Annotated in this window: 17 protein-coding genes and 1 pseudogene; 6 read left to right on the forward strand and 12 right to left on the reverse strand. The window is 43.7% G+C overall.

Features of this window, described 5'->3' with window-relative positions:
• Window positions 1-96: 96 nt before the first annotated feature.
• The 4 genes from prpC to JMY01_RS06135 form a co-directional block, all read right to left on the reverse strand.
• Complete coding sequence (gene prpC, locus JMY01_RS06120; protein ID WP_201574741.1) at window positions 97-1,224, reverse strand: 2-methylcitrate synthase; 1,128 nt, start codon at window positions 1,222-1,224, stop codon at window positions 97-99.
• Between the two features lie 91 nt (window positions 1,225-1,315).
• On the reverse strand, window positions 1,316-2,206 hold the full coding sequence (gene prpB / locus JMY01_RS06125; RefSeq protein WP_201574742.1) for a methylisocitrate lyase: 891 nt from the start codon (window positions 2,204-2,206) through the stop codon (window positions 1,316-1,318).
• A 384-nt stretch (window positions 2,207-2,590) separates the two neighbouring features.
• Window positions 2,591-3,862: an NRAMP family divalent metal transporter gene (locus tag JMY01_RS06130; protein WP_201574743.1), complete on the reverse strand. Its 1,272-nt coding sequence runs from the start codon at window positions 3,860-3,862 to the stop codon at window positions 2,591-2,593.
• A gap of 176 nt (window positions 3,863-4,038) precedes the next feature.
• Window positions 4,039-5,019, reverse strand: a complete 981-nt coding sequence (locus tag JMY01_RS06135; RefSeq protein ID WP_201574744.1) for a LysR family transcriptional regulator — start codon at window positions 5,017-5,019, stop codon at window positions 4,039-4,041.
• 356 nt (window positions 5,020-5,375) lie between these two features.
• Between JMY01_RS06135 and JMY01_RS06140 the strand changes: the two genes are divergently transcribed.
• The gene (locus tag JMY01_RS06140) at window positions 5,376-6,212 is read left to right on the forward strand and encodes a hypothetical protein (protein ID WP_201574745.1); all 837 of its coding nucleotides are present in this window, start codon (window positions 5,376-5,378) and stop codon (window positions 6,210-6,212) included.
• Between the two features lie 96 nt (window positions 6,213-6,308).
• Here the strand turns inward: JMY01_RS06140 and JMY01_RS06145 are convergent, their stop codons facing one another.
• The 6 genes from JMY01_RS06145 to JMY01_RS06170 all read right to left on the reverse strand — a co-directional run bounded on the left by JMY01_RS06145 (window position 6,309) and on the right by JMY01_RS06170 (window position 12,636).
• Window positions 6,309-7,292: a GTP-binding protein gene (locus JMY01_RS06145; RefSeq protein WP_201574746.1), complete on the reverse strand. Its 984-nt coding sequence runs from the start codon at window positions 7,290-7,292 to the stop codon at window positions 6,309-6,311.
• A 5-nt stretch (window positions 7,293-7,297) separates the two neighbouring features.
• Complete coding sequence (locus JMY01_RS06150) at window positions 7,298-7,585, reverse strand: hypothetical protein (protein WP_201574747.1); 288 nt, start codon at window positions 7,583-7,585, stop codon at window positions 7,298-7,300.
• Window positions 7,586-7,689: 104 nt separating this feature from the next.
• The gene (locus JMY01_RS06155; protein WP_201574748.1) at window positions 7,690-8,592 is read right to left on the reverse strand and encodes a polysaccharide deacetylase; all 903 of its coding nucleotides are present in this window, start codon (window positions 8,590-8,592) and stop codon (window positions 7,690-7,692) included.
• Between the two features lie 99 nt (window positions 8,593-8,691).
• Window positions 8,692-10,056 carry an amidase family protein gene (locus JMY01_RS06160; RefSeq protein WP_201574749.1) on the reverse strand — a complete coding sequence of 455 codons (1,365 nt, stop codon included), beginning with the start codon at window positions 10,054-10,056 and terminating at the stop codon, window positions 8,692-8,694.
• Window positions 10,057-10,212: 156 nt separating this feature from the next.
• Window positions 10,213-11,139 carry a bestrophin family protein gene (locus JMY01_RS06165; protein WP_201574750.1) on the reverse strand — a complete coding sequence of 309 codons (927 nt, stop codon included), beginning with the start codon at window positions 11,137-11,139 and terminating at the stop codon, window positions 10,213-10,215.
• Window positions 11,140-11,508: 369 nt separating this feature from the next.
• A complete protein-coding gene (locus JMY01_RS06170) occupies window positions 11,509-12,636 on the reverse strand; it encodes a zinc-binding dehydrogenase (protein ID WP_201574751.1) in 1,128 nt (375 codons plus the stop codon).
• Between the two features lie 349 nt (window positions 12,637-12,985).
• On the opposite strand from JMY01_RS06170, the gene JMY01_RS06175 reads away from it, so the two are divergent.
• A complete protein-coding gene (locus tag JMY01_RS06175; protein WP_201574752.1) occupies window positions 12,986-13,894 on the forward strand; it encodes a LysR family transcriptional regulator in 909 nt (302 codons plus the stop codon).
• A gap of 1,110 nt (window positions 13,895-15,004) precedes the next feature.
• Here the strand turns inward: JMY01_RS06175 and JMY01_RS06180 are convergent.
• Both JMY01_RS06180 and JMY01_RS06185 read right to left on the reverse strand, forming a co-directional pair.
• Window positions 15,005-16,275: pseudogene (locus tag JMY01_RS06180) on the reverse strand (IS256 family transposase).
• Window positions 16,276-16,386: 111 nt separating this feature from the next.
• Window positions 16,387-17,292, reverse strand: coding sequence for a LysR family transcriptional regulator (locus tag JMY01_RS06185; RefSeq protein WP_201574753.1), 906 nt, complete (start codon window positions 17,290-17,292; stop codon window positions 16,387-16,389).
• A gap of 294 nt (window positions 17,293-17,586) precedes the next feature.
• Here JMY01_RS06185 and JMY01_RS06190 point away from each other — a divergent pair, with 294 nt between their 5' ends.
• The 4 genes from JMY01_RS06190 (at window position 17,587) to ppc (ending at window position 25,413) form a co-directional block, all read left to right on the forward strand.
• Window positions 17,587-19,293 carry an L-lactate permease gene (locus tag JMY01_RS06190; protein ID WP_201574754.1) on the forward strand — a complete coding sequence of 569 codons (1,707 nt, stop codon included), beginning with the start codon at window positions 17,587-17,589 and terminating at the stop codon, window positions 19,291-19,293.
• Window positions 19,290-21,098 carry a D-lactate dehydrogenase gene (gene dld / locus JMY01_RS06195; RefSeq protein ID WP_227677726.1) on the forward strand — a complete coding sequence of 603 codons (1,809 nt, stop codon included), beginning with the start codon at window positions 19,290-19,292 and terminating at the stop codon, window positions 21,096-21,098. Before JMY01_RS06190 ends, dld begins: the two co-directional genes overlap by 4 nt.
• A 127-nt stretch (window positions 21,099-21,225) precedes the next feature.
• Window positions 21,226-22,368 carry an FMN-dependent L-lactate dehydrogenase LldD gene (gene lldD / locus JMY01_RS06200; protein ID WP_068408375.1) on the forward strand — a complete coding sequence of 381 codons (1,143 nt, stop codon included), beginning with the start codon at window positions 21,226-21,228 and terminating at the stop codon, window positions 22,366-22,368.
• A 270-nt stretch (window positions 22,369-22,638) separates the two neighbouring features.
• A complete protein-coding gene (gene ppc, locus JMY01_RS06205) occupies window positions 22,639-25,413 on the forward strand; it encodes a phosphoenolpyruvate carboxylase (RefSeq protein ID WP_201574755.1) in 2,775 nt (924 codons plus the stop codon).
• The last annotated feature ends 460 nt before the right edge of the window (window positions 25,414-25,873 follow it).

Consider the following 25,873-nt stretch of genomic DNA (forward strand, 5'->3'; position numbering starts at 1 on the left):
AAACATAAGAATAACGTATGGAAAGTTTTGATTTTTCTAAAAGCTGTAGAAATGTAGGGTGCGCAAGGCACACCCTACAAGTTTTACCTCAAAAAATTAACGATTAGCAATATCTGGCACGTCTCTTGGCTCTTCACCGATGTACTCCGCACTTGGGCGAATGATACGGTTGTTTGCACGCTGCTCAAATACGTGAGCCGCCCAACCTGTTAGGCGCGAGCATACAAAAATTGGTGTGAATAGCTTGGTTGGAATACCCATGAAGTTATAAGTTGATGCATGGAAGAAGTCAGCATTACAGAACAGTTTTTTCTCACGCCACATCACTTCTTCACAGCGTACTGATACTGGGTATAAGACCGTATCACCAACGTCTTCGGCCAGTTTTTCAGCCCATTTTTTGATGATAACGTTACGCGGATCTGATTCGCTATAAATCGCATGACCGAAGCCCATGATCTTATCTTTACGCGCCAGCATTGCCATCATCTCTTCTTCAGCCTCGTCAGCTGATTTGAAGTCTTGGATCATATCCATAGCTGCTTCATTCGCGCCGCCATGCAAGTTGCCACGAAGTGAGCCAATAGCACCTGTGATACATGAATGAATATCAGACAGGGTGGAGGCACAAACGCGCGCGGTAAAGGTAGAGGCGTTGAACTCATGCTCTGCATACAAGATAAGTGAGACGTTCATCACTCTTTCATGTAGCTCATTTGGCTTCTCACCTTTTAATAGATGTAAGAAGTGACCGCCGATAGTGTCATCATCGGTTTCGGTTTCGATGCGCACATTGTCGTGGGTAAAACGATACCAGTAATTGATGATGGATGGGAACACAGCCAGCATACGATCGGTTTTATCGTTCTCTTGATCAAAGTCCGTTTCCATCTCAAGGTTGCCAAGCATTGAGCAACCAGTACGCAGCACATCCATTGGATGGGCTTCAGCCGGAATACGCTCAAGCACGTCTTTTAGGGCTTGTGGTAGGCCACGCATTGTTTTGAGCTTAGCTTGATAGGCATCTAGCTCACTTTGAGTAGGTAAGTTGCCATAAAGTAGCAAATATGCTACTTCTTCAAAGATGCATTTTTCTGCAAGATCTGACACATCATAACCGCGATAGGTTAGACCTGAGCCTGACTTTCCGACAGTTGATAATGAAGTCTTGCCAGCGACCTGACCACGTAGTCCTGCGCCTGATAATTGCTTGCCTGCTGCCATGATAAATTCCTTTTGTTAATGGTTTTGTTGCTCGCTTGGGTTGAACGGGGTTAATTGTTAAAAATTCTCAATGAGAAAACAAGTTTTTACCTTACTTGTTGTCAGCAAAAAGTTTGTCTAGTGTTTGCTCAAACTCGTGATAGTTCAAGAAGTCATAGAGCTCCATGCGCGTCTGCATGGTGTCAACGACGTTTTCTTGTGTGCCATCAGACAAGATATGCTGATAAACATTGAGAGCGGCTTTATTCATCGCACGGAAGGCTGATAATGGATATAACACCATGTCTACGCCAACACCGTACAGCTGCTCAGTGGTGTACAGATCAGTTTGACCAAACTCAGTCATGTTTGCTAGTACTGGGATATCTAGCACGTCGGTAAACTTACGATACATCTCAATGTCTGTTAATGCTTCAGCAAAGATCATGTCAGCGCCTGCTTCTTGGAAGGCGACCGCGCGCTCAACAGCAGCGTCCAGTCCTTCAACAGACAAAGCGTCAGTACGTGCCATGACCACAAAATCAGGGTCTGTTTTGGCATCTAACGCCGCTTTTAGACGATCGACCATCTCAGAGATACTGACGATTTCTTTATTAGGGCGATGACCACAGCGCTTTTGAGCTACTTGATCTTCGATATGTACCGCTGCGACGCCCGCTTTTTCCATTTTTCTAACGGTTTGGCTGATGTTAAAGGCGCCGCCCCAACCCGTATCAACATCGACTAATAGTGGCGTATCTACTGCATCAGTAATACGGCGAGCGTCTTCTAGGACATTATCAAGACTCGTCATACCCAAATCTGGCAAGCCAAACGAGGCATTTGCTACGCCGGCACCTGAAAGATATAGTGCCTGATGACCGACTTGTGTTGCCATCATAGCAGTATAGGCATTGATGGTACCAACAATCTGTAGTGGTTGATTATTATCGTTTTTTTGTTTCATTGCACTGCGAAAGCGCGCGCCAGCTGAAGATGTCATTTGATAATCCTTGGGTAAGTAGTTGGTCTTATTTTAATGTAAATAAATAAGTAGCACTGGGCATTCATTGAACCTTAGTTGACTTAGAGTATACGCAATTCCCCCTATATGGAAGTGGTGATTATCCTTAATGCCTTCGCTTACGCTAGCAAAGCGTTGGTTTGTAGTAGTAGTATTTGAATTACGAATAGTAATATCCGTATAGTAATGATTTGCTGTGACCATTATTCATATCAGTAAAATTGGCTAGGATAACGTTTAACTCTAGGAAATAATTTGTTACATTAATTCTGTGTCACCTTTCAAACATACCCGTAAAAAAGCCCTCATAGCTATCAGCTACAAGGGCTTTTTTATTCAATGCGTTTTTTACTTGATAAGACCTTAGCCAAATAGACCAGCAAGGTTTGCCAAAAATAGCAGTGTAAAGCCACTTAAGAACAGCAAGCCTGCAATCGAGTAGGCATTCATACCAGGGGAGAGTTTTTTGTGATTTTTTACCAATGTGTAGTTGAGCCAACCAAAGATAGGTGCGGATACAAAGGCAGATACCATGGCAAACTTCAGCATAGCGCCTAACTGTCCAGTGAAGAAGGTGATAATAACCAGTCCACCACCAATCGCGTAAGTCGTCCAAAAAGCAACCTGCTTTTTATTGATTTCGCTTTCACCTTTGATCAAACGCCAGCACTCAGCGTTGGCACGTCCATAACCGTCAGCACAGGTAATAGTGGTACCAAACATACACATAAAGGCAACGAAGGCGACCAGCAGTCTTGACCATTCACCAATCGTGGCGGTATACATGTTTATGAGCTGATTGATATAGGCACCGCCAACCAGTTCAATCTCTTGACCAGAGCCATACTGCACAAAGACACCCAGTGACAAAAAGAACAACGCTAGGATAGCAGAGACTAAGAAACCCACATTGAAGTCAAGCAAGCCTTGACGATGCGTGGTGTAATCAGCTTTTGCCTTAGCAGAGGTCCACATTGATGTGATAGCTGCAAACTCAAGTGGCGCTGGCATCCAACCCATAAGGGCAACAATAAACCCTAGCGTCGCTAAATTCCAAGGGGAAGTTGCGACAAAATCAGGCGTCATCACTGTTGGCTTGCCAGCAGCAATCATGACCGCTAATACCGTTGCAGTGACCAGAGCAATCATAATCCACTTGGTTACTCCATCAAGCAGCTTGTAATGACCAGCAATCAGAAAGAACCACGATACCGCAACGATTATGACCGCTAAGCTGATACTAGATAGCCCCACAGAAGCTGGCAGCATAAAGCCCAAAATCACCGCAGCCAGTAGCGTCACAGCGCCTGTGCTAATCACTGCAGATAAGATCGAAAGGATAAAGTAAATCCATAGATAGGCTTTTGAACGCTTGGCATAGCCTGCAATCAGGCTCTCACCGGTCTCATAGACATAGTCAGTACCAAAACGGAAAAACGGATACTTAAAAAAGTTGGCAAGGATAATCATAATCGCCAACTGCCAACCGTATATGGCACCCGCTTGGGTGGATGAAATCAGATGTGAGCCACCGATGGCAGCCGTCGCCATCAAGATACCTGGGCCAAATATACGCCAACTAAAGCCTTTTGGCGCTGCGTCACTATTGGCAGTGTTAAGGGGTTGTGCGGTCATGAATACCTCAAGTATATAAAAAGGCCAGTCATAACTGGCCTGTGATGCACTGCTAGTAAACATGACAGCGCATTAGGAAAATTTAAGAAAATAATCTCCGACTGTATCACAACTCATGCTGTGCATGATAATAATTATTTTTTCTATTACTGCCAATAGATAGTTGGTTATCATCCTTAGACAAACTGCTGACGACGATAGGTAATACCGCGCTGCTCATAGACCCGATAGACAGCACTGAGCAAGTTGGGTATTTTGGGATGCACAAAATCTTTGAGAGTGTGCAAATAAATAGGGGAGGTGGCGTTTTCATGAATCAGACGCTGATAACTGATCTGTTCAGTACGCACGGTTTTTAGACTAGCGGGCACCAAAGTAATGCCTTCACCAGCAGCGACCAACCCAAGAGCCACTTGCAGATCACTGACTTCGGTCGTCATTAATGGTGTGATGCCATACTGAGCAAATAAATACAGCAAAGGTTCAGTGACTGGTTTGTTCGTTGGTGGCGTATCATCTGGACTATAACTTTTGGTGGTTGCATTGGTCATAGTAGGCACGGGCAAATGGGTTTGATGATACAGAATCAAACGATTATCTGCCAAGTCAATCAAGCGCTGCTCTTGGTTATCAGCAAGGGGATGTGCTTTGGGTAATGCCACCAAATAGCGTTCATGACGTAATAAAATCTGCTGCACCCAAGCATCTTGATGGGCAAAGCGGCCAAAGCCGATATCAATTTCACCAGATTTAAGTGCCTCGATTTGTTGGTAGGAGCTGATGTCTTTGAGATTAACCGCAATATCAGGGTTTTGCCGTTTCAACGTCGCAATAATCTCTGGTAAATACCCATAAAGTACGGAGGGTACAAAACCAATGTTCAGTGCCGTACTTGGCGCTGATAGCCGCTGAGTCATGCTAGTGATGTTATTGAGCTCTGTCAGTACCGTGCTGACTTTGTCATAAAAAAACTGGCCAGCTTCCGTCAGTTGCAGCGGCCTATGATAACGATCAACCAGCACCACGCCCATTTCTGTCTCGAGCTGTTTCAGCTGTCGACTAAGGCTTGGTTGCGATAAACCTGTCATCTTCGCTGCTGCGCTAAAGCTTTGTAACTCAGCAATGGCAATAAAGGCGTTGAGCTGCTTTAAATCCATGATTATGTCCTTACAAGAGACCTTTTTATTGCTTGATACTGCATTTTTACTGACTTATCACTCTCAATACCTGTTTGTCGTTGACTTATGTTGAGAAAAATAAAGAGATATAAGGTTCTTATGATGCTAAAAATATGCTGTAAAACCGTTTATCGGTCAATTGTATTACTCATCCCAACATCTGTTGCTTACCATCAAAGCTTGCCCTCATAATGTCAATTCAACGCTTATATAGAGCGTTATGAATATTCGCATATAGTCACTGAGGGTCGCTGATAAGATTCCAGAAAAGACGCAAATCGACGATAACATTCCCTTAACCTGATTTGCAATGCGAACTGACTGGGTATCATCTTATGAAAAATTCAAATAATAATACAGGTAACCATGATGGTGGCTCAGGTTTTGCTGACGATGATCTTAGACTAAATATTAATGACCGCAGCCTTAGTGTGTATGAGCGCTACCTCAAAAAGGTGATGCAGGATAACAGCTCTGATAAGCCGCCCAGTGCAGTAAACGCTCATAATAACGTCTCTAGCTATGATAAAACAGTCGTATCAAGCAAAAACACTTCTTTTGATACAGCAGCAAAAGCAAAGACAACTTCTACCAAACACGCAGAGCCAATAGAGGACAGGTCGAGCAGTAGTGTCAAGCTGTTGATTATTCTTGGTGTTTTCTGCGCTGCTTTATTGATTGGCGTTATCGTGGTGATATTAAATGCCACAGGCGTCTTGGTATCGTTAACCGATCGCTTAGCTTCTAGTGATTCTCAAGCGGCAATGGTGAGCAGCAGCTCGCCAGTTATTGAGAGCGCGCAAGCGGTAGCAGATGAAACAGTCACTGACCGTGAAAGTATCAATACAGGTGATTCAAAGATAGAAGATGACAACTTGAGTCATCTCTCCATAACTGCTGCAGCCAAACCAACCAATGAAAATGTAGAGAATACAGAGGTAGGTGAGCTCAGCACAGTCTATTCTGTCAAGCGCGCTGCTGGTACTGAAGATTATGAGCCTGTAGATACCAAACCTAGGATGGTCACGAGAACACAGACATTAAAACTTCCAGACAAGACGGTAGAAAAAACAGATGACGAGGCCTCCCAAAATGAGTCTGAGTCTGCCATAAGTTTCGATGATTTTAGAGAAGAAGCACAGATTGTTATATACCGTGAAGTTCCAGACTAGCATCAATGATAGTAAGCAGGTATAAGATCAACTGAATGTTTCCATGTCCAATACTTACTATGCCTTTCATTGTTTTAGCTCAGACTTCCATTGTTATTATTCTTTTCCAATGAAAGAAGACAGAGATTTCAGTAAAGCCTCTTGATTCATCTCTTCTCCTATAAACACAATATCTCCAGGTCTAGAGTCACTTTCTTCCGCAGGCAGGATCTCTGGTTGTTGCATAACCTTACGTACAGACTGCAGTAATAGCGCGCCTTCGTCTGTCTGCAATACGCCTTTGACTCGCAGGATTGTATCACCCCGAGCATGCAGCAACGCCGACAGCCAAACGGTAAACTCAACCCAATCTATTTCTTTTGGAATCGGTAGCGAAACCACAGTCGTTGGTGTTCCCCCATTAGCGAGAATTGATTCGTAGATTTCGGTCGGCTCTGGCAGTGGTGGCACAGGGCTTTCGACACCGAATGCGGATAATGAAATCGGGGCGGCTGGATTGATTTTGCTGAGGGTTGAAACAAGGTTGGATAAAGACTGCTCGGATACTTTCTCTGATTTTGCAATGACAACGCGATCAGCCGATAGAATTTGCTGACGGCATAAAGCGTCAGTCTTTAGCGCTACGTGGAAATGTAGCGCATCAGCCATGATGATGGTTTCTTTAAGTGCAAAATGGTAAACCAGAATAGGGTGCTCTCTAATCGCTACGATAATCTCTTCGGGATCAGCTAAGCCGCTGGTTTCTATGATCAGAGTATCAGGAGTAGGAGAGATGTCAGGCTGAGTGGTAGTCAAATCAATCTTTTGTCCGTTTGTTCGGGATTCGGCAACCTCAAGCAGTGCTGATATTAATTCTTCTTTACCTTTTGGGGTGCCCGCGGTTCCAGTCAGAACTTTGACGCTCATCGCTTCGCCTAATAGCAGGTCATCAACAGGTTGCTCTGCCGCTTCTTGAGTGAAGACTTGCGCGTGACCAAACGTCTTAGTAAAAAGCGCATGACGCAGCCATGTAGTCTTCCCTGAACCCAGATAGCCACTTAGTAGAACGATATCCAGACGGTTGTCTTGTGAGGTTTGCATTGAGGTCAGGCCACTGCATACATCGTTAAGGGATCGATTGCAAAGCCTTGACGACGTTCTACTTCAGCCCAAAGCTCGGTTAGATTATTGACCATGACGCGGGCTCCGCTTGGACATATCAGCTGAATCTGCGGGATTACCCCATCCGCATATACTGAAAAACCATAAGGCTTTAGTACGCGCTTTAGTATGGATATTCGATGAAACATGGCTCTGAGGCGGATACCGCCAGTTTGTGCGCCTGCTTCTGTCCAATGCCCTGGAGCCGCTGGATTACCACATGCATTACACATCGCTATTCTCCTTATTACTGGCTTTGGTGACAATAATGCTAACGCCGCCAAAGCCAATGTTAAACATTGCTACTATTCTTGAAAGCCTCTATTTTTAATAGCTTTTAAATAACCTCTGGACGTTTACCACTTTCAAACGGGAAGCGTTTACGGAAGTCTGCAGCAATATCTTCAAACGGCATCCAAACCACGCCTTCATGGCTATTAATGTAATCAATGAGCCGCTCAAGCATCAGCAATACTTGCGGACGCCCAGATACATCTGGATGGATAGTAAAGGGGTAGACCGCATAATCCATGTTGCGATAAACCCAATCAAACTGGTCACGCCACATCTCTTCGATATCGTGTGGATTGACGAACCCGTGGCTGTTGGGGACGTTTTTCATAAACATCATCGGTGGCAAATCATCCATGTACCAGTTGGCACCAATCTCGACCAGGTCGATCTCTTCACCGTGGGTCATAGGGTGCATCCATTCTTCCGCTGTTTTTGAATAATCGATCACGTTCCACTTATCGCCAACCCGAGCATAAAACGGCTGAAAATCACGGTAGCCTTGGCTATGATCGTATTTAAAATCGTATTTGGCGAGGATCTCAGGAGTCGCAGCTGACATCTCCCACCATGGTGCCACATAACCACGCGGGCTTTGACCAGTCAGCTTTATAATCAGCTCAACCGATCTCTCCATAACCGCTTCTTCTTGAGCGCGGGTCATGGCAATTGGGTTTTCATGTAAGTAGCCATGCGCGCCTACTTCATGACCGTGATCGACGATCATTTTAGCAATATCAGGAAAGGTTTCGATACTATGCGCAGGGATGAAAAACGAGGTGCGCATATCGTATTTCTTAAACAGCCGTAATAGGCGCGGGACGCCGACCTCGGATGCCCAGACACCGCGCTGAATGTCTGATGGGCTTTCGCCGCCGCCGTACGAGCCGATTTGACCTGCCACTGAATCAACGTCCGTGCCGAATCCACATATAATAGTTTTAGACATGTCTCACTCCTTTGATGGTATGGGTTGTTTCTTCTTCCTTTGCTTGTTTTAACTTTATTTACTTTACCTTTATTTAATTGTCTCTATAAATCGCTGTTTTCAGTTTTGAGCAAGTAAGCTTTCTACAGAAAGCGCAGCAGCCAGCAAGTCGCTTTCTCGGCCACCGGTCATCGACAGCAAAATACTGGTAGGCATCTGATTGTCATCTACACCATTAGGTAAGGCGACCCCGCACCAGTCCAAAAAGTTACCAAGTGCTGTATTGCGTAGCATTAGCGCATTGGTATAAATATATAGCTCATCATCTTTCTCAATTGGTTTTAGCTCAGGAGCGGTGATGGGTGTAGGAGGAAATAGCACAATTTGATCGCCCAGAATTTGACGGTTTTTTTGAATCAATCTAGCGCGCTCTCTTAAAATCACCAGTAAGTCACGTGCCGTCATGTCTCCTGCATCAAAAATACGCTCAAGCACTCGTGGATCCATCTGCGACGCACGCTCAGAATGCACCAGATCCCAGTGTATATCTAAGGCTTCTGGGCCAACTAAGTAGCCATGTTCCCGAGCAAGCCTGCCTATCTCGTCAAACTCGCTACAGACTCCACGTACCACCGTAGCGCCTGCCAGCTCAAGCGCGCGGACACTTTCTTCAAAATTCTGTATCACTGCCTGTTGCGCATTTTTAAAGACAACATTGGTCGGAATAAAGAATTTAAGCGTGTGAATAGGTGTTGGGAGAGGGGTTTTGATATTACGACCGTTGAGAATCTCTGCCGCACCGATGCAGCTTTTTACATCAGCGGCAAGTGGACCATAGGTATCCAATGTCGGTGAGAGTGGAAACGTCCCTCCTTTTGGAAAGGCTATACTAGAGCCTTTGTAGCCAACTATGCCATTTAGTCCCGCAGGAATACGTATTGAGCCGCCAGTATCGCTACCGATAGCGAGTGGCACCAATCCGCGGGCGACAGCGACTCCGCAACCTGAGGAGGAGCCACCAGGAATGCGATCAGGGCCAGTAGCGTGTGGGTTTTTGGGTGTGCCAAAGTGAGGGTTGAGACCAAGCCCTGAGTAGGCAAACTCAGTCATATTCAGACAGCCTATTGAGATAAGGCCGGCTTGACTGGCATTTGCTACCATATTGGCATCGCGGGTAGCTGGCGCGTTGGATTTGAGCACCACCGATCCTGCGGTGGTCACACGGCCTTCTATATCAAACAGGTCTTTCCACGCAACAGGGATACCATCCCAGGCACTGAGCAGATTGCCTTCGCGGTGCCGCTTCCTTGAGGCATGAGCTTCTTTAAGTGCCCGTTCTTCGAGCAATTCTGTAAAAATGGTCGGGTCGGAAGATTTGATGTCCGCAAAGGTCTTTTCAACAAGCTTAACTGGACAAAGGTTGCCTTTTTTTAGGTCGGCGACCATGTCTATGACTGAAACAGATCCTTTGACAACCCTGCTCATATCCCACTCCATGGTATTGATTTTTTGGAAATTATATTTCTAAATATAGGCCTAAAGAGCACTATAGTCAATTCACTTAAGGATTGGGAGGTAGATCTAAATTCATAGACAGGGTAGTAAACACAAACTTTTGGAGAGTTTTAGGAGAATGACTAATCACTGTAAGTAACCATTCTCAGGAATAATAGCAGGCGGAAGTTCATCTTCTCCCAATGCCTCTAGCAAGTTAATTTCGATAGTTCGTGACAGAGCGGTCAGTGGCAGTTGATTGGCAGCCAAGCCAAAAGGCTCTTCCAACTCTTCGCTGAGGACATCTAAACCAAAAAAAGTATAAGCGATCACGGCGCAGATTAAAGGCGTTGCCCAGCCCAAAGATGAAACCAAGCCAAAGGGCAACATAAAGCAGTATAAGTAGGTAGTACGATGTACCAAGAGCATATAAGCAAAGGGTAGAGGAGTGTTGTGAATACGCTCACAGGCCGCTAAAACAATGGTCATAGAGGTCAAACGCTCATCCATATTTTGTACCATCAGCTCCGAGTATTGCCCCTGACGGCGGCTATCACCAAGCTTTTTGCCCATCAGGCGCATTAAATAGTCAGGCAGATTTTGTGTTTGCCGCATGCTTGCATGATGCTTTGGTTCCACAAAGCGCTCGACGTCCTCCCAAGGCGAGGTCTCCCGAAGTCGGTGACGCAAAGCATGGGTAAAAGCGATGGTTAGATGGATCATTTGCCGCTGGGTATCGCGCCCAGTCTCAGTATCGTCGTCTATAAAGGAAATCACTTGACGGGTCAGGCTACGTGCATCAAACACCAATTGACCCCACAATCCTCGAGCTTCCCACCAACGCTGATAGCTGGCATTGTTACGAAATCCAAGAAATAATGACAGGGCAACGCCCAGTAAAATAAAAGGAGCCGTACCATAAGATGAGAAATAACTGGGATACCAGTGCTGAATAGCCGTAATTAAAGAACTCAAAAAAGTAATCAGCAGTATTTGATAGTAAATCTTCGGGATGATTGAGCCACGGAGGGTAAAAAATATTTTGAGGGCATTTGGTTTCTGCCGGACAATCATGTCAGTTTCCTAGCGATGGGGCAATGACTGCAGTATTAAGGATTTAAGTGTAAAATTGGCGCTTGTGCATTGGCATGATAGTACAGCTGCTGCTCGAATAAAAGCTGTCAAGCCAATGTTAATCCTCTTAATATGCTGAATCCCTTGCTTTAAAGCGTTCGGGTAAATCGCGACAAGGTACGCTTGGCTTATAACGATAAATCACAGTCTCTAAAAATAATCGGTTGTTTCTCTGGTAATACCGATATGCTTTTACGAGCATGTAAAAAAAGCAGATACTCATTGATGGGTATCTGCTTTTTCTATTTAGAAACCAGTTATGAACGAACCAGTTATTAAAAACCTAATTCCTAATTAGCTAAGCAACCACTAGCTTTGCGGGGTGATTAAGTATTTCTCACCTGTCGCTTGTTTAGAGTAAGCTGCTATCGAATCCAATTGTAGCGCCTCTGCCAATGACACTTCATGGGTATAGCGACTAGCAAAGGTGGTGGTGATTTCTTCTGCCACACGTTTACGCATCGACATGACCGTTTCAGTGCCTAATTTGCCTAGTGCATTGAATAACAAGAAGCCGTTAACACCCCAAGCAAAACCGAAGTTACGATTTAGCGTAATAGGGCCACGGTTTAATCCGCCATAAACATAAACTTGTTTGAACGTATTAGAGCCATACACATTGTATTCTTCGACATCGCGAGTGATTGCCGCTTCCATACAGTTCAGGATATCGCTGGCTAGTTTACCGCCACCGATAGGGTCGAATGCAATCGTCGCACCCGTTTCAACAATTGCTGCCGTTAAGTCAGCAAGGAAAGAATCTTTGCTTGAGTTAACCACATATTTTGCGCCCATATCACGTAGCAAGGTTTCTTGTTCTTCTTTGCGTACGATGTTGATTAAATCAATGCCATCAGCCATACAAATACGGTTGAGCATTTGACCGAGGCTAGAGGCAGCTGCCGCATGAATGATGGCTTTGTGACCTTCGGCACGCATGGTTTCAACCATTGCCAGTGCAGTCAGCGGATTCACAAAAGAGGAAGCGCCTTCTTTAGCGGTTGTGCCGTCTTTTAATACTAAGCAGCTTTGTACATTAGCAGATAAATATTGACGATAAGTACCGCCGCCAATCACTGCCACCGTTTTACCCATCAATGCTTGTGCTGCAGGTGAGGAGCCCGCTGCAACCACGGTTCCTGCGCCTTCATTGCCTACAGGTGTGTCTTTACCAATACGCGTTTTCAGCGCTGGCATGAACTGCGCGGGAACGTCCGCTGTGATAACGGGACGCTCTTCTGTACCTGACTGAGTCGCTGTGGACATATCAGCAGCGCTAAACAACACCGCTTGGTCAGATGGGTTTAATGGCGCTGCTTCAATGCGCACGACGACTTCGTCAGCACCTGGCTGCGGCATATCGATGTCTTGCAAAGATAAGGTTAGTTTGTTGTCTGCGCTGATGGTTGAAACCAGTTGGATGTTTGTATCTGACATTGTGTTTTGCTCCTGCAAATAATTAAGGGTGTTAAACCAATCACTTTTTATATTGGTCAAAGTATGTGTTATTGAATTTAGATAGAGCTTAGTTTGAGTGCTTCGACTGATAAATGCTATTCGGTATTAGTCACTTTTCCACTATTAGTGTGATTGTTGTTTTTACTGCCAGAGAAACGAAACTAAGGCTGCAATGTCTAAGTTGAATCTATTATTACTGGTTTTAATTGGCTTGTATATAAGGGTAAATGTGAATCACTATTGCTTTTAAGACAATAATAGAGCGAAAATGCGTAGATGCTTCTTAAAAGCTAATTATTGATGATTGTTTCTTAAAGGGAGAAGTGAGTTGGATCAATTACGGGCAATACGCTATTTCAGTAAAGTCGCCGAAACGGGCAGCTTTACCAAAGCGGCAAAAGTGTTTGATGTGCCGCCCTCATCGCTCTCAAGGCGAGTCGCTGATTTAGAAAAGAGTTTGGGTGCGACGTTATTAAAGCGCTCGACCCGCATCGTCAAACTGACAGAAGTGGGGCAGATTTACTATAACGATGTACAGCAAATATTAAGTCAATTAAAACAAAGCCATGAAACGGTGCGCAGTTACCAAACCACGCCAATGGGACGTTTACGCATCAGCTCAATGGTGGGTTTTGGTGAAAAAATCCTATTGCCATTATTGGATGAATTTAGCGCGTTATACCCCGAGATTGTCCTAGATGTCAGCTTAAGTGATGAGTTATCAACGCTGGGGCGAGACGATGTTGATATCGCTATTCGTGGTGGTTACGCACCCAATGAGCGTGTATTAGCGATAAGGCTCATGGATAATAGTTTTATCCCTGTCGCTTCACCAAGCTATTTAGAAAAATACGGTATGCCTAAAAATGTGATGGAGTTAAAGCAACATAATGGTCTGTACTTTAAAGCGCCGACAGGGCCAACGCCTTGGTTATGTCATATGGATGGTCAATGGCATGATGTTTCAGGACCAGCGGTTGCGATTTCAAATAATGTGCCGTGGCTGGCGAGAAAAGCCTGTGAGGGCGAGGGCATTCTGATGTCAACTCGCTGGGCGTTAGCGTCTTATCTTGAGTCAGGGCAGTTGCAAGCGCTTAAGTTTGAGCATGAACTGGCTATCACGCAACATGCTGATATGGCCGTGTATTTGCTGTATCAAAAGCAGCGCTATCTAGTGCCAAAAGTAAAAGCGGCCGTAGACTTTTTGGTTGAGAGAATAAAAGAGGAAGCATCATGAAAATAAATATTAATCAGATTGATATCACTGATTATCAAGTAGCAGTAGATAATATTTAATGACTGTCTTTGGTACGAGTGTAGATACTATAAGAGGTTTTACAAGCAGTATCAAAATCAAAGATAGTCTCATAGCATTTTTCACAGACCAATTTTGGTTAAGCGATCGGCAGAGTACAGCAGAAGATACGAAAGCACCTTAATGGCGTGAGAATTAAACAGAATATTGCCGACGTATGATTTGATATAAGAATCAGTGATATTAGCAACAATGCAGAGCAAGAGTGACAGTAACAAGATAAATCTGAAACAAAGTTCCTATGGATACAGTGTCCTATATAAATAACTGATAAATATAATAAAAAAACTTCTGAGCCTAATCACAAATAGAGCCTATTTAACTTATGGCTACCTAAAGTTGGGTTCGCGAGTTAAAATAGATAATTATCTATTAAAAACAATGACCTATAGTCAATATAAAAATAAATGGTTCATGAACCTTAATATTCAACTTAGACTGAGTACGATAATCCTCATTTATTAATGTATGCGATTACTGTAAAGCTGACAATGCAGCAATGGCTAGAAAAGGCGGAGATGGTATCTGGTATCAGTAACTATTTCTGGATATTTAGGTAAAGAAGGCAAGGGAAATAAACCAGTTACGTATGATTGATAAGCCAAGTCAAACGCTTATTGTAGAGGGAAGATAACAATAGAAAATGAGCTCGCAGAAAAAGAGGTTGAACTGTTGAATCTAACTATCTATCTAGCAAATGGGAGATGTCTTTTAATACTGTTAGACTATGATAATTAAGGGAATTTAGATGTTAGAACAGCGTATAATCCAGACGCCTCCAAAGAGGATTGGGAGTATGTTAATGGAGAACTTCATAATTCCACAACGGTTATTAGCTATTTATAAGTAGTGAAACAATGCTTTTTAGAGTTCAATGCTACGGGCAACGTGTCTAAGAATATTTTAGATTGACTAAATCATTTAAGGTTATTGAGCCGCCCCGAGTATATCAGTTAGTAATTATACTAGTGATGATTACAATGGTTATTTGAACAGGTAACGAGCCCATCCCAGATTCTGTGTAACTGCCATTTAGATTAAATGCTTACTGATACGGTCATCAAACATAATCATAAAGCGATTCAAAGCAGACGTCCAGTTACGAATCGGCATCGACCACTTTTTGGATGCCTGCTGAGTTGCTAAGTACACCACTTTAAATGCTGCCTGATCAGATGGGAACACCTTACGCTTATTCACTGCCGTCCGAATCACACTGTTTAGCGACTCTATCGCATTAGTAGTATAAATCGCTTTTCTGATGTCTTTAGGATAATTAAAGAACACCGTTAAGCCCTCCCAGTTATTGCGCCAAGACTTGACCACATGCGGATAACTTTCGCCCCACACCTCATCAAAGTGCTCGAGATTGGCCTCTGCTATCTCAAGCGTATCAGCGCCGTAAATGGCCTTTAAATCAGCCGCTACGGCCTTTTTATCCGTCCACGGCACAAACTTCATTGAATAGCGCACCATGTGTACGATACACAGCTGAACCTTGGCTTTGGGATAAACGGTATTGATGGCATCAGGGAAGCCCTTTAGACCGTCAACACAAGCGATTAAGATGTCTTGTACGCCGCGGTTTTGTAGTTCAGTGAGAACACCCAGCCAGAACTTAGCGCCTTCATTCTCTGAGAGCCACATACCAAGCAGCTCTTTTTTACCATCAAGCCCCACGCCTAGCGCCAGATAAATAGCCTTGTTGATGATCTGCTTGTCTTGACGTATCTTCACGACGATGCAGTCTAGATAGACGATAGGATAAACACTGCTCAGCGGCCGGTTCTGCCAAGCAGTGATGTCCTCTAATATGTTATCGGTGACTCTTGAGACAAGAGAGCTTGAGATGTCGACATCGTAGAGCTCTTTAATGCTCTCTACGATCTCAGTGGTGGTTTGACCCTTGGCGTAAAGGAATATGATTTTATCATCGAGACCTGAGATACGGGTTTGATGCTTGCGCACCCACGCGAGCACAGCTCTTGTCTTGCGCTCGGGCGAAGCAGTGCTTCGCTATTTCCTCGCTCAGGTTCAAAGTCACCATGACGGTCTCTTGGGGTGGAGATTTCAAGATCGCCTGTGTCACTGCGGACGGTCTTTTTAGTGTACCCGTTACGCTTATTAGGTTTATCCGCCTTTTCATGCTTGGGGTAGCCAAGATGGTCTTCCATCTCAGCCTCTAAGGCAGTATCGATAAACGACTGCATGAGCTGCTTTTGAAAGTCTTTGATGTCATCGAAGCTATTCATGCTACCAGCCATTTTCTCGGCCAGTTTCTTGATGTCAGATTGAGTAGTCATTGCTTATTCTCCGGTTAGTGGATTATAAGCAGTTACACAGTTTTTAGGAAAGGCTCTATTAGCTTTTTTATTTCATTCATCTTTTTATAGACATCAAAATAGGCTTTTTACTTAGCAGTAGTAAGCCTGTTTCCGATGTAATGAGTCTCGCAAATGTGCAACGAGCAGTTTTAACTTTTGATCCGGTTGTCTGGCCTTAGGATAAACCGCATATAGCCCCAGCTTCTTGCTGGTAAAACATTGTAAAATCTGCGTGAGTGTATTTTTCTGTATTTCCTCATAGATCAACACTTGTGGTAAAAAAGCGATACCTAAATCGCTAAGCGCGGCTTGCTTAATTGCACTCAGATGATTGCTATGAAACCGACCATTGACAGATATTAATTGCTCTTTGCCGTCTATATATAGCGGCCATGTACTGTTAGCCGTATTATCAAACTTGTAAACTAAGCACTCATGATTCTGTAACTGTTCAGGAGTTTGAGGCGTACCATATTGCTTTAAATAGGCTGGAGTCGCGCATATAATCCATTGGCTATCTATAAGGCGCCTTGCAATGAGTGAGGAATCTTCAAGCACAGCGGTCCTTATTGCCAAATCAAAACCTTCTTCTATCAAGTCAACCAAGCGATTGGTAATTTGTAAATCCACCGATATTTCAGGATGTTGTTTACAGAATTCAGCAATAGATTCGCTCAATATCAAATTTGCAGAGACCACAGGCAGGGTTATTCGTATGGTGCCTTTCATATCCTCGCTGTAACCCGTTACTGCATCTTCAGCTTCCTGAAAGGCATGTTTAGCAATTTTAGCTTTGTCGTAAAGCGTCCTGCCGGCATCGGTTAAGCTCAACTTTCTAGTGGTTCTATAAATGAGTTGAGTATTTAAGTTCTCTTCTAATCTTGCAATGCGCTTGCTCACTACTGAGTTCGTCAATGATAATTTTTCAGCGACTCTAGAAAATGACCCTTCTTCAACAACTTGAACGAATAAAATCATATCGTCAGCTTTGACCATACTTGTGCTCCAATTGGCGTAATGCGGATTAGATTATAGCAAAAAAGGAAAATAACATTGTCCATTGATGCAATATATCAATGAATTAACAAGGCGTAGACTATTTCAGGGCGTTTTTGACATTGGGACATAAACTGTCGCAAGTCGTGCTCGGCTTTGTCTACAAGACAGCTTTAGTAAATAAGCAGTCCCTATTTGTGAATATTTAATACAACTTAGTCATCATGAATTCGTCAAAATAAAGGCTTCGATGACTTGGTTCAAGGAAGATCACACAATCAAAAGGATGTAATTTTGAATCAAACAATATATGGGCTTTTGGCATTACTGCCAATCGTTCTCTGTGGTATTTTTCTGATAGGTTTGCAATGGTCAGCTAAAAAAACAATGCCTATCATTTTAGTGGTTACCGCAGCGCTTGCCATTTTTATATGGGATATGACGCTTAACCGAGTGTCATCATCTATTATTCAGGGTTTGGTCATTACGGTTTCGGTATTGTGGATAGTCTTTGGTGCTATTTTTTTGTTGAATACATTGAAACACACTGGTGCAATCGCCGTTATCCGTGCTGGGTTTACCAATGTATCGCCAGATAGGCGTGTGCAAGCCATTATTATTGCATGGTGCTTTGGCTGCTTTCTTGAGGGTGCCTCTGGTTTTGGTACAGCTGCCGCTATTGCAGCGCCTTTGCTGGTGGCAGTAGGATTTCCGGCGCTGGGTGCAGTGCTGATGGGAATGATGATACAAAGTACACCTGTATCATTTGGTGCGGTCGGTACGCCTATTGTGATAGGGGTAAATGATGGGTTAGATAAAGCTGCCATTAGCGCTCAACTGGCACAAGAAGGAGTACAGTGGGGCGAATTTTTACAACTGATTACCAGTCAAGTCGCCATTATTCACGGTGTCATTGGTACGTTTATGCCCCTGTTTATGGTGATGATGCTCACCCGCTTTTTTGGTAAGAATAAAAGCTGGAAAGAAGGCTTCGCTATTTGGCCGTTTGCGATTTTTGCAGGCTTGGCATTTACAATCCCTTATATGATAACCGGTGTTTTTTTAGGGCCAGAGTTTCCGTCACTGGTCGGTGGCTTGGTTAGTATTACTGTCGTTGTTAATGCTGCTAAAAGAGGGTTTTTGGTACCAAAAACCACATGGGATTTTGAACCGCAAAAAAACTGGCCGAGTGAATGGCTTGGTAAGTTAGTGGTCAGTAAAGAAGATATTACGCTGACCTTGAGTGATAAGAAGATGTCCACCCTTATGGCGTGGTTCCCTTATTTACTGGTTGCCCTTTTACTGGTATTTTCAAGAGTATTTACAGGCTTTCAGTCTTTACTTAACAGTGTGGCAGTAGACCTAACCTCGATTTTAGGTGAGACAGATATCAGTGCCAGTTTTAGTCCTTTATACTTACCAGGCGGCTTGTTACTAATTAGTGCTTTGGTTGCCGCCGCTTTTCAAACTAGAAAGCCCGTCAGCGCCCTAAACAGTGCCTTTAAAGAATCAGGCAAGACCGTGTTAGGGGCAGGTTTTGTACTTATTTTTACGATTCCAATGGTTAGAATTTTTATTAATTCAGGCATAAACTTATCAGATGTGGCGAGTATGCCAGTCGCCAGTGCAGAGTTGTTTTCAGGTACTTTTGGCAATGTTTTTCCATTGATTAGTGCAACCATTGGTGCTTTAGGTGCATTTATCGCCGGCTCTAATACCGTATCTAATATGATGTTCAGTCAGTTTCAGTATGAAGCCGCCATGAGCTTACATATTTCACCTTCTCTAATCATCGCGGCGCAAGCGGTTGGTGCCGCAGCCGGTAATATGGTTGCCATACATAACGTGGTGGCTGCATCAGCAACGGTGGGTTTACTTGGTATGGAGGGTGCCACACTTAGGCGTACTATTTTACCTACCATCTATTATGTGTTGTTCTGCGGGATTATCGTTATGGCTGCCATTTACCTCTTTGGTTTTCAAGGGCCTTTAGCATCATGAGTGACACACAATCACTAAATAAAGAGCGTCATATGCCTTCATTAAATAGAGCTTCACCAAACCTTTTTTCATCAAACATAGTGCATCAAGATCAAGATACACTCCATCCTGAGCAAGTGTTAGATAAGCTAACCCATTTACTGGGAGCTAGCAATGTACAGGCCGATCCAGAAAAAAACGAACACTATAGAATGGGGTGGCGCTCTGGTGGCGGCAATGCTTTGGCTGTTTTGTTTCCGCAAACGTTGCTGGAGATTTGGCGTAGCTTAGAGATATGTGTGGAAGGCGATTGTATTATTATCATGCAAGCGGCTAAGACAGGTCTGACTGAAGGCTCAACACCGAGCGGTAATGACTACGACAGACCCGTGGTGGTGATTAATACGCTTGCAATGAACCAGTTGTATTTGGTGAATGACAACGAGCAAGTGATCAGCTTGCCTGGTGCGACATTGCATCAGCTACAAAGTCAGCTTAATGCTGTCAATAGAGCGCCTCATTCCGTCATCGGTTCCTCGACGTTAGGCGCGTCTATTATTGGCGGTATATCTAATAACTCTGGTGGGGCTTTGGTCAAAAGAGGGCCTGCCTATACCGAGCTTGCGTTGTTTGCCCAAATAAACGAACAAGGACAGCTGGTATTGGTTAATCATCTAGACGTAGAGCTAGGTGATACGCCAGAAGAAATACTGACTAATTTGCAAAATGGTAATTTTGATAAAAGAGAATTACCTGATAGTGGCAAGCTCGCATCTGACAAAGAGTACATCGCCAGAGTAAAAGACGTTGATGCAAGCACGCCCAGTCGCTTTAATGCGGACAAGCGCAGACTGTATGAAGCCAGTGGCTGCGCTGGCAAGCTTGCGGTGTTTGCAGTACGTCTTGACACTTATCCAATAGCGGCAAAAGAGAAAACCTTTTACATAGGCACTAACAGTGTGAGTGAGCTTGCACAGCTCAGAAGGCAGATACTATCAAGCTTCGACAATATCCCTGAAGTGGGCGAGTATATGCATCGTGATATATTTGATGTCTCCGCTAAATACGGTAAAGACACGTTCCTAAGTATTAAGCATCTCGGCACAGATGCCTTACCTAGATTGTTTTCTATCAAAGGCGCTATTGACGCTAAATTTCATAAGTGGTCATGGATGCCAAAGCATTTTACTGACAAAGTCATGCAGTTCATCGCTACTCTATTTCCAAAGCATTTACCGAAGCGCATGATTGAGTATCGTGAACAATATGAGCATCACCTAATCTTAAAAATGAGTGATGAAGGGATAGCAGAGGCACAGGATTTTCTGAAGACCTTCTTTGCTGCTTCAGACACGGGTAACTATTTTGAATGTAGCCAGGAAGAGTCAGAAAGCGCGCTTTTAAATCGTTTTGCGGCAGCCGGTGCCGCATTACGCTATGAAATCATACATGAAAAAGAAGTTGGTGAGATATTGGCATTAGATATTGCCATACCGCGTAATGAATTAGAATGGCTTGAAACCCTACCTGAAGAAATTGAAAAACACTTAGAGATGAAGCTGTATTACGGACACTTCTTTTGCTATGTGTTTCATCAAGATTATATTTTGAAGAAGGGCAGTGATGCACACCTTGTTAAAAAGATGATGTTAGAGCTATTGAGCGCACGCGGAGCCAAATATCCTGCTGAGCATAATGTAGGGCATCTATACGAAGCAGAGCCTGATTTGCAGAATTTCTATAAAAGCCTAGACCCAACCAATAGCTTTAATCCCGGCATCGGTAAAATGTCGAAAACCAAACGTAATTGCTCGTGCTGTGTGTAATAGTGAGTGTGGGTTGAGCTTGCCGCTTCAAAAATAAGCCAATTGCATCCATCGTTTAGCACTAATCAATAAACAATTAGAGATTCAAAAATATTACATAGATATTTAACAGAATAAGGGCAAGCGTATGATTATTTCATCTCCAAACGACTACAGGGCTGCTGCCAAGCGCCGACTGCCACCATTTCTATTTCATTATATAGATGGCGGTGCTTATGAGGAATATACCTTAAAACATAATGTTGAAGATTTATCGAAAATTGCCCTTAGACAACGTGTACTAAATGATATGTCACTGCTTAGTCTCGAGACGCAGTTATTTAATGAAACTCTGTCTATGCCTGTCGCGTTGTCACCCGTGGGTCTGACAGGTATGTATGCCCGCCGCGGAGAAGTGCAGGCCGCTATGGCAGCCGATCAAAAAGGCATTCCGTTTACCATGTCGACAGTTTCGGTTTGTCCGATTGAAGAAGTAGCGCCTAAAATTAACCGTCCGATGTGGTTTCAGCTTTATGTATTAAAGGACCGAGGTTTTATGAAAAATGCCTTGGAGCGTGCCAAAGCGGCGGGGTGTTCGACCTTGGTTTTTACGGTAGATATGCCAGTACCAGGGGCACGCTACCGAGATATGCACTCTGGTATGAGCGGTAAAAATGCTGCTATGCGCCGTTACTTACAGTCTATGACGCATCCGCAATGGGCATGGGATGTAGGGCTAAATGGCCGTCCGCACGATCTGGGCAATATCTCTACTTATTTAGGTAAGCCAACAGGATTGGAAGACTATATAGGCTGGCTAGGTAATAACTTTGACCCCTCTATTTCTTGGAAAGATTTAGATTGGATTCGCGAGTACTGGGATGGGCCTATGGTCATCAAAGGTATTTTGGACCCAGAAGATGCCAAAGATGCGGTGCGTTTTGGAGCCGACGGCATAGTCGTATCGAATCATGGTGGGCGACAGCTGGACGGTGTTTTATCCAGTGCACGTGCTCTGCCTCCTATTGCCGATGCAGTTAAAGGAGAGATTAAAATTTTAGCCGACTCTGGTATACGTAATGGCTTAGATATTGTGCGTATGTTGGCTTTGGGCGCTGATATTTGCATGCTAGGGCGCGCTTTTATTTATGCTTTAGCAGCGGATGGCGGTGCAGGGGTAAGCAATTTGTTAGAACTGCTAGATAAAGAAATACGCGTCGCAATGACCTTGACTGGTGCCAAAACGATTGCTGATATTAATTCTGACTGTTTAGTAAAGCTGGAGAATTAAACTTGAAGCCGTTAGTTTAGTCATCAATCGTAATAATGAAACTCATAATATTGTTGGCTGACTAGGGATAGACAGATATACCATTACAGGAATGGCTGACCCAGTATCACCAAAAAATAAATGATTAATACATAAAGCTGACAACGTCTTGGCTGATGAGAAGCGAGAGCTTCGAGATCCACATAAACAGGTTAAATGGCTTACACCATAGAAAACCTACATTTAAGACCGCACGACTATATTTGAATGAATTTGATCAGGAGATCAAGGATGACTATTGATAACGACGTACTACGTGAACGCATCAGCTTATTAGGCTCATTTCTAGGAGAGGCGATTTCTCGGCAAACGGGCGAACAAACACTCAACACGATTGAAACCCTACGCCAAGGTTTTATCCAGCAACGCCGGGCGCCTAACGCAGCGAACCAGCAACAACTCATCGACTTTATTGCCTCGTTAGACAACCAAACCTTAAAAAATGTCATCCGCAGCTTTTCTATCTATTTCTTCTTAGCCAATCTCAGTGAAGAAAATTACTTACGAGAACAACGTCAAGCCTTGCGTATGCAATCGGAACATAGCTGGGAAGGCTCGTTTCGGCGTACGCTGCTTGAATGTCGTGAGCGCAATATTGAACCCGCCCAAATGCAAGAGCTGATTGAGCAACTAAAATTTATCCCAGTGTTCACCGCCCATCCGACTGAAGCGCGTCGCCGTACGACGATGAATCTATTGCAGAGTTTATTCAAGCATAGCGATGCTTTGAATAATCTTCCTGAAAACAGTTTCGCCTATGAGCAAGCGAAAGAACAAACGGCGCAAACCATTGATTTATTATGGTCATCTGATGAAGTACGGACGCGTAAACCTTTAGTCTATGACGAGATCAATAATGGCCTGCATTATTTCAATGCCAGTTTATTCAGCGCCATTCCCAAAGTTTACCGTAATATTAAAGACGCCATTGTTGATATCTATCCTGAGCTAACAGACTATCCCTTACCGGCGTTCATGAGCTTTGGTTCTTGGATCGGTGGTGACAGAGATGGCAATCCCTTTGTCACTCATGACACCACAGAAATGGCCGTATTGATGCATGCCAATACCGTCTTGCGTCACTATCAAGTGTTGATCAAAAAATTGCGTCGTGAACTGATTCACAGCGATACAATTGTCGCTATCGAACCTGACGTGTATACAAAAATTGAAAGTTATCGTGAGCTCGACAGACGAGTCTTTGATTACAATACTGACGATTACAACAATGAGCCGTACCGAAGACTGTTATCGATTATTCTTGCCAAAATAAAATCGACTAATAGCCATATTCAAAGCAAAGGTAGTGATAGCGAGGCTGAAAAAGATGCTTACACCAATCCGCAAGAATTGTTAGAAGATTTACGCATCATTCGGAAAAGTGTCAATACTCACGATACGGCACATGGCGAAGGCTTATTACTTGATATGATTCGTTTGGTCAAAACCTGTGGTTTTCATTTGGCAGCGCTCGATATTCGTCAAGAGTCCTCTTATCATAGCGAGGTGATAGCTGATATTTTTGCCAATGCCTCTAATCTGCCAGATTATCAAATGCTCACTGAAACTGAGCGCCAAGAATGGCTAACGCGCTTACTTGAAAAGCCCGGTACACCGCTCATTTATACCGATAACTTGAGTGATAAAACACGCGAACAATTGGCTTTGATGAACTCTGTGGCAACCTTACGTAAACTGGTCGGGCAAGATACTTTCGGCAGTTACGTCATATCAATGACCAATAACGCCAGTCAATTATTAGAAGTGTTACTACTCATGCGCTTTGCAGGCTTATGTACAGTGAATGACGAAGGGCAACTGTCCGCTGACTTACCCGTCGCACCCTTGTTTGAAACCATCGAAGACCTTAAAAATATCGATAAGATTTTACCTGCCGTCTTGGATAATCCGCTTTATCGAGGGTTGCTGCAACACTTAGATAACACGCAAGAAATCATGCTGGGTTATTCAGATTCATCAAAAGATGGCGGTATTATCACCTCTGCATGGCAGCTGTATAGCGCGCAGCAAACCATTAACCGTATCGCTGAGGAATATGGTATCAAAACCCGCTTGTTTCATGGCCGTGGTGGCTCAGTCAGTCGTGGTGGAGGCTCAACCCATAAAGCAATTGCGGCGCAACCTGCCGGTACACTGCATGGGCAAATCAAAGTGACCGAACAAGGCGAAGTTCTTTATGCCAAATATGCCAACACTGATACTGCGGTATTTGAGCTGACCATGGGTATCACTGGCACGCTCAAAGCTTGCTCCTCAAAATTTGTAATACAACCGCCTGAGTTGCCACATTACGAAGCACTCTTTGCGCGTTTAGCAGACGCGGGTGAACAGCATTATCGTCAGCTGACTGACCATACCGAAGGCTTTTATCAATTCTACTCACAAGCGACGCCAGTGGCAGAAATATCTTTATTAAATATTGGTTCACGTCCGTCGCACCGTAATAAAGGCCTACCAAGTAAAACCACTTTGCGTGCCATTCCTTGGGTATTTGGTTGGTCATTAGCGCGCTTTACACTGCCAGCTTGGTATGGCGTTGGCAGTGCACTGCATAGCGTCATCGATGATGAAGCATTAATGAAGGAAATGATTGACTACTGGCCATTTTTTAACGTGTTTATTAGCAATATTGAAATGGCGTTTACTAAGTCTGATATGAGTATTGCTCATGCCTATAGCCAATTATGTGACGATGAGACTTTACGTGAACAGATTATGAAAGCGGTGACTGACGAGCATGAGCTGACTTATTCAGGTTTAAACTCCCTGCTTAATCAGACCTCATTATTGGCGCATCAGCAGAATCTTGCCGCTTCCCTTGAATGGCGAGATGCTTATTTAGATCCAATTAACTATATACAAATCGAGCTGTTAAAACGTGCCAGACAAAAAGATGCTACTGGTAATGACGGTGATCTTGCTGTTGAAGATACTTTAGTACGCAGTATCAATGCTTTAGCAGCAGGTTTGCGCAATACGGGATGATTGCTAGAGAAGTACATTCAGATACCTAAATACATTACTTTACTCTAATCAACTTAGGAAGGTTGAAGAAGTGTAGGGTTAACTAATTTAGACATTCAGCTATACTAGTAGCTGAATGTCTGTATGAGGAACTAATCTTTATCTTTATAAGAAACGTTATGACAAATGATAATAGATGGAATAAGTCAGTTTTTAGTAGTTCCTTTGAGCTCTAGATTACGGATGCAGATGTGGGTGAGTTTCTATCGTCAGGCTGCCTAACTAAAATATATCAAGTTTGTTTATATAGATTTGACTATAGGGGTCAATAATTTTAGAGGCTAAAGATAAAGATCAGAACATGACAATTGCTTTGATAATACTTCAATACAAAGCATGTGGGAATCACCGAATAGCAAGTTGGTGTACTGGCAAGATTTGAACGCATTATTGGTATTAATAAGTACATTGAGCTAAATCA

It is taken from the genome of Psychrobacter sp. H8-1 (assembly GCF_904846575.1).
Classification (GTDB): Bacteria; Pseudomonadota; Gammaproteobacteria; order Pseudomonadales; family Moraxellaceae; genus Psychrobacter; species Psychrobacter fulvigenes.

What these genes read in the sequence shown, in the direction of transcription:
- prpC (WP_201574741.1), bottom strand. Translation starts at nt 1,224, where the DNA reads ATGGCAGCAGGCAAGCAATTATCAGGCGCAGGACTACGTGGTCAGGTC.
- JMY01_RS06155 (WP_201574748.1), bottom strand. Translation starts at nt 8,592, where the DNA reads ATGTCTAAAACTATTATATGTGGATTCGGCACGGACGTTGATTCAGTG.
- JMY01_RS06150 (WP_201574747.1), bottom strand. Translation starts at nt 7,585, where the DNA reads ATGTGTAATGCATGTGGTAATCCAGCGGCTCCAGGGCATTGGACAGAA.
- JMY01_RS06160 (WP_201574749.1), bottom strand. Translation starts at nt 10,056, where the DNA reads ATGAGCAGGGTTGTCAAAGGATCTGTTTCAGTCATAGACATGGTCGCC.
- JMY01_RS06185 (WP_201574753.1), bottom strand. Translation starts at nt 17,292, where the DNA reads ATGGTCAAAGCTGACGATATGATTTTATTCGTTCAAGTTGTTGAAGAA.
- JMY01_RS06140 (WP_201574745.1), top strand. Translation starts at nt 5,376, where the DNA reads ATGAAAAATTCAAATAATAATACAGGTAACCATGATGGTGGCTCAGGT.
- prpB (WP_201574742.1), bottom strand. Translation starts at nt 2,206, where the DNA reads ATGACATCTTCAGCTGGCGCGCGCTTTCGCAGTGCAATGAAACAAAAA.
- JMY01_RS06170 (WP_201574751.1), bottom strand. Translation starts at nt 12,636, where the DNA reads ATGTCAGATACAAACATCCAACTGGTTTCAACCATCAGCGCAGACAAC.
- dld (WP_227677726.1), top strand. Translation starts at nt 19,290, where the DNA reads ATGAGTGACACACAATCACTAAATAAAGAGCGTCATATGCCTTCATTA.
- JMY01_RS06130 (WP_201574743.1), bottom strand. Translation starts at nt 3,862, where the DNA reads ATGACCGCACAACCCCTTAACACTGCCAATAGTGACGCAGCGCCAAAA.
- JMY01_RS06145 (WP_201574746.1), bottom strand. Translation starts at nt 7,292, where the DNA reads ATGCAAACCTCACAAGACAACCGTCTGGATATCGTTCTACTAAGTGGC.
- JMY01_RS06165 (WP_201574750.1), bottom strand. Translation starts at nt 11,139, where the DNA reads ATGATTGTCCGGCAGAAACCAAATGCCCTCAAAATATTTTTTACCCTC.
- ppc (WP_201574755.1), top strand. Translation starts at nt 22,639, where the DNA reads ATGACTATTGATAACGACGTACTACGTGAACGCATCAGCTTATTAGGC.
- lldD (WP_068408375.1), top strand. Translation starts at nt 21,226, where the DNA reads ATGATTATTTCATCTCCAAACGACTACAGGGCTGCTGCCAAGCGCCGA.
- JMY01_RS06135 (WP_201574744.1), bottom strand. Translation starts at nt 5,019, where the DNA reads ATGGATTTAAAGCAGCTCAACGCCTTTATTGCCATTGCTGAGTTACAA.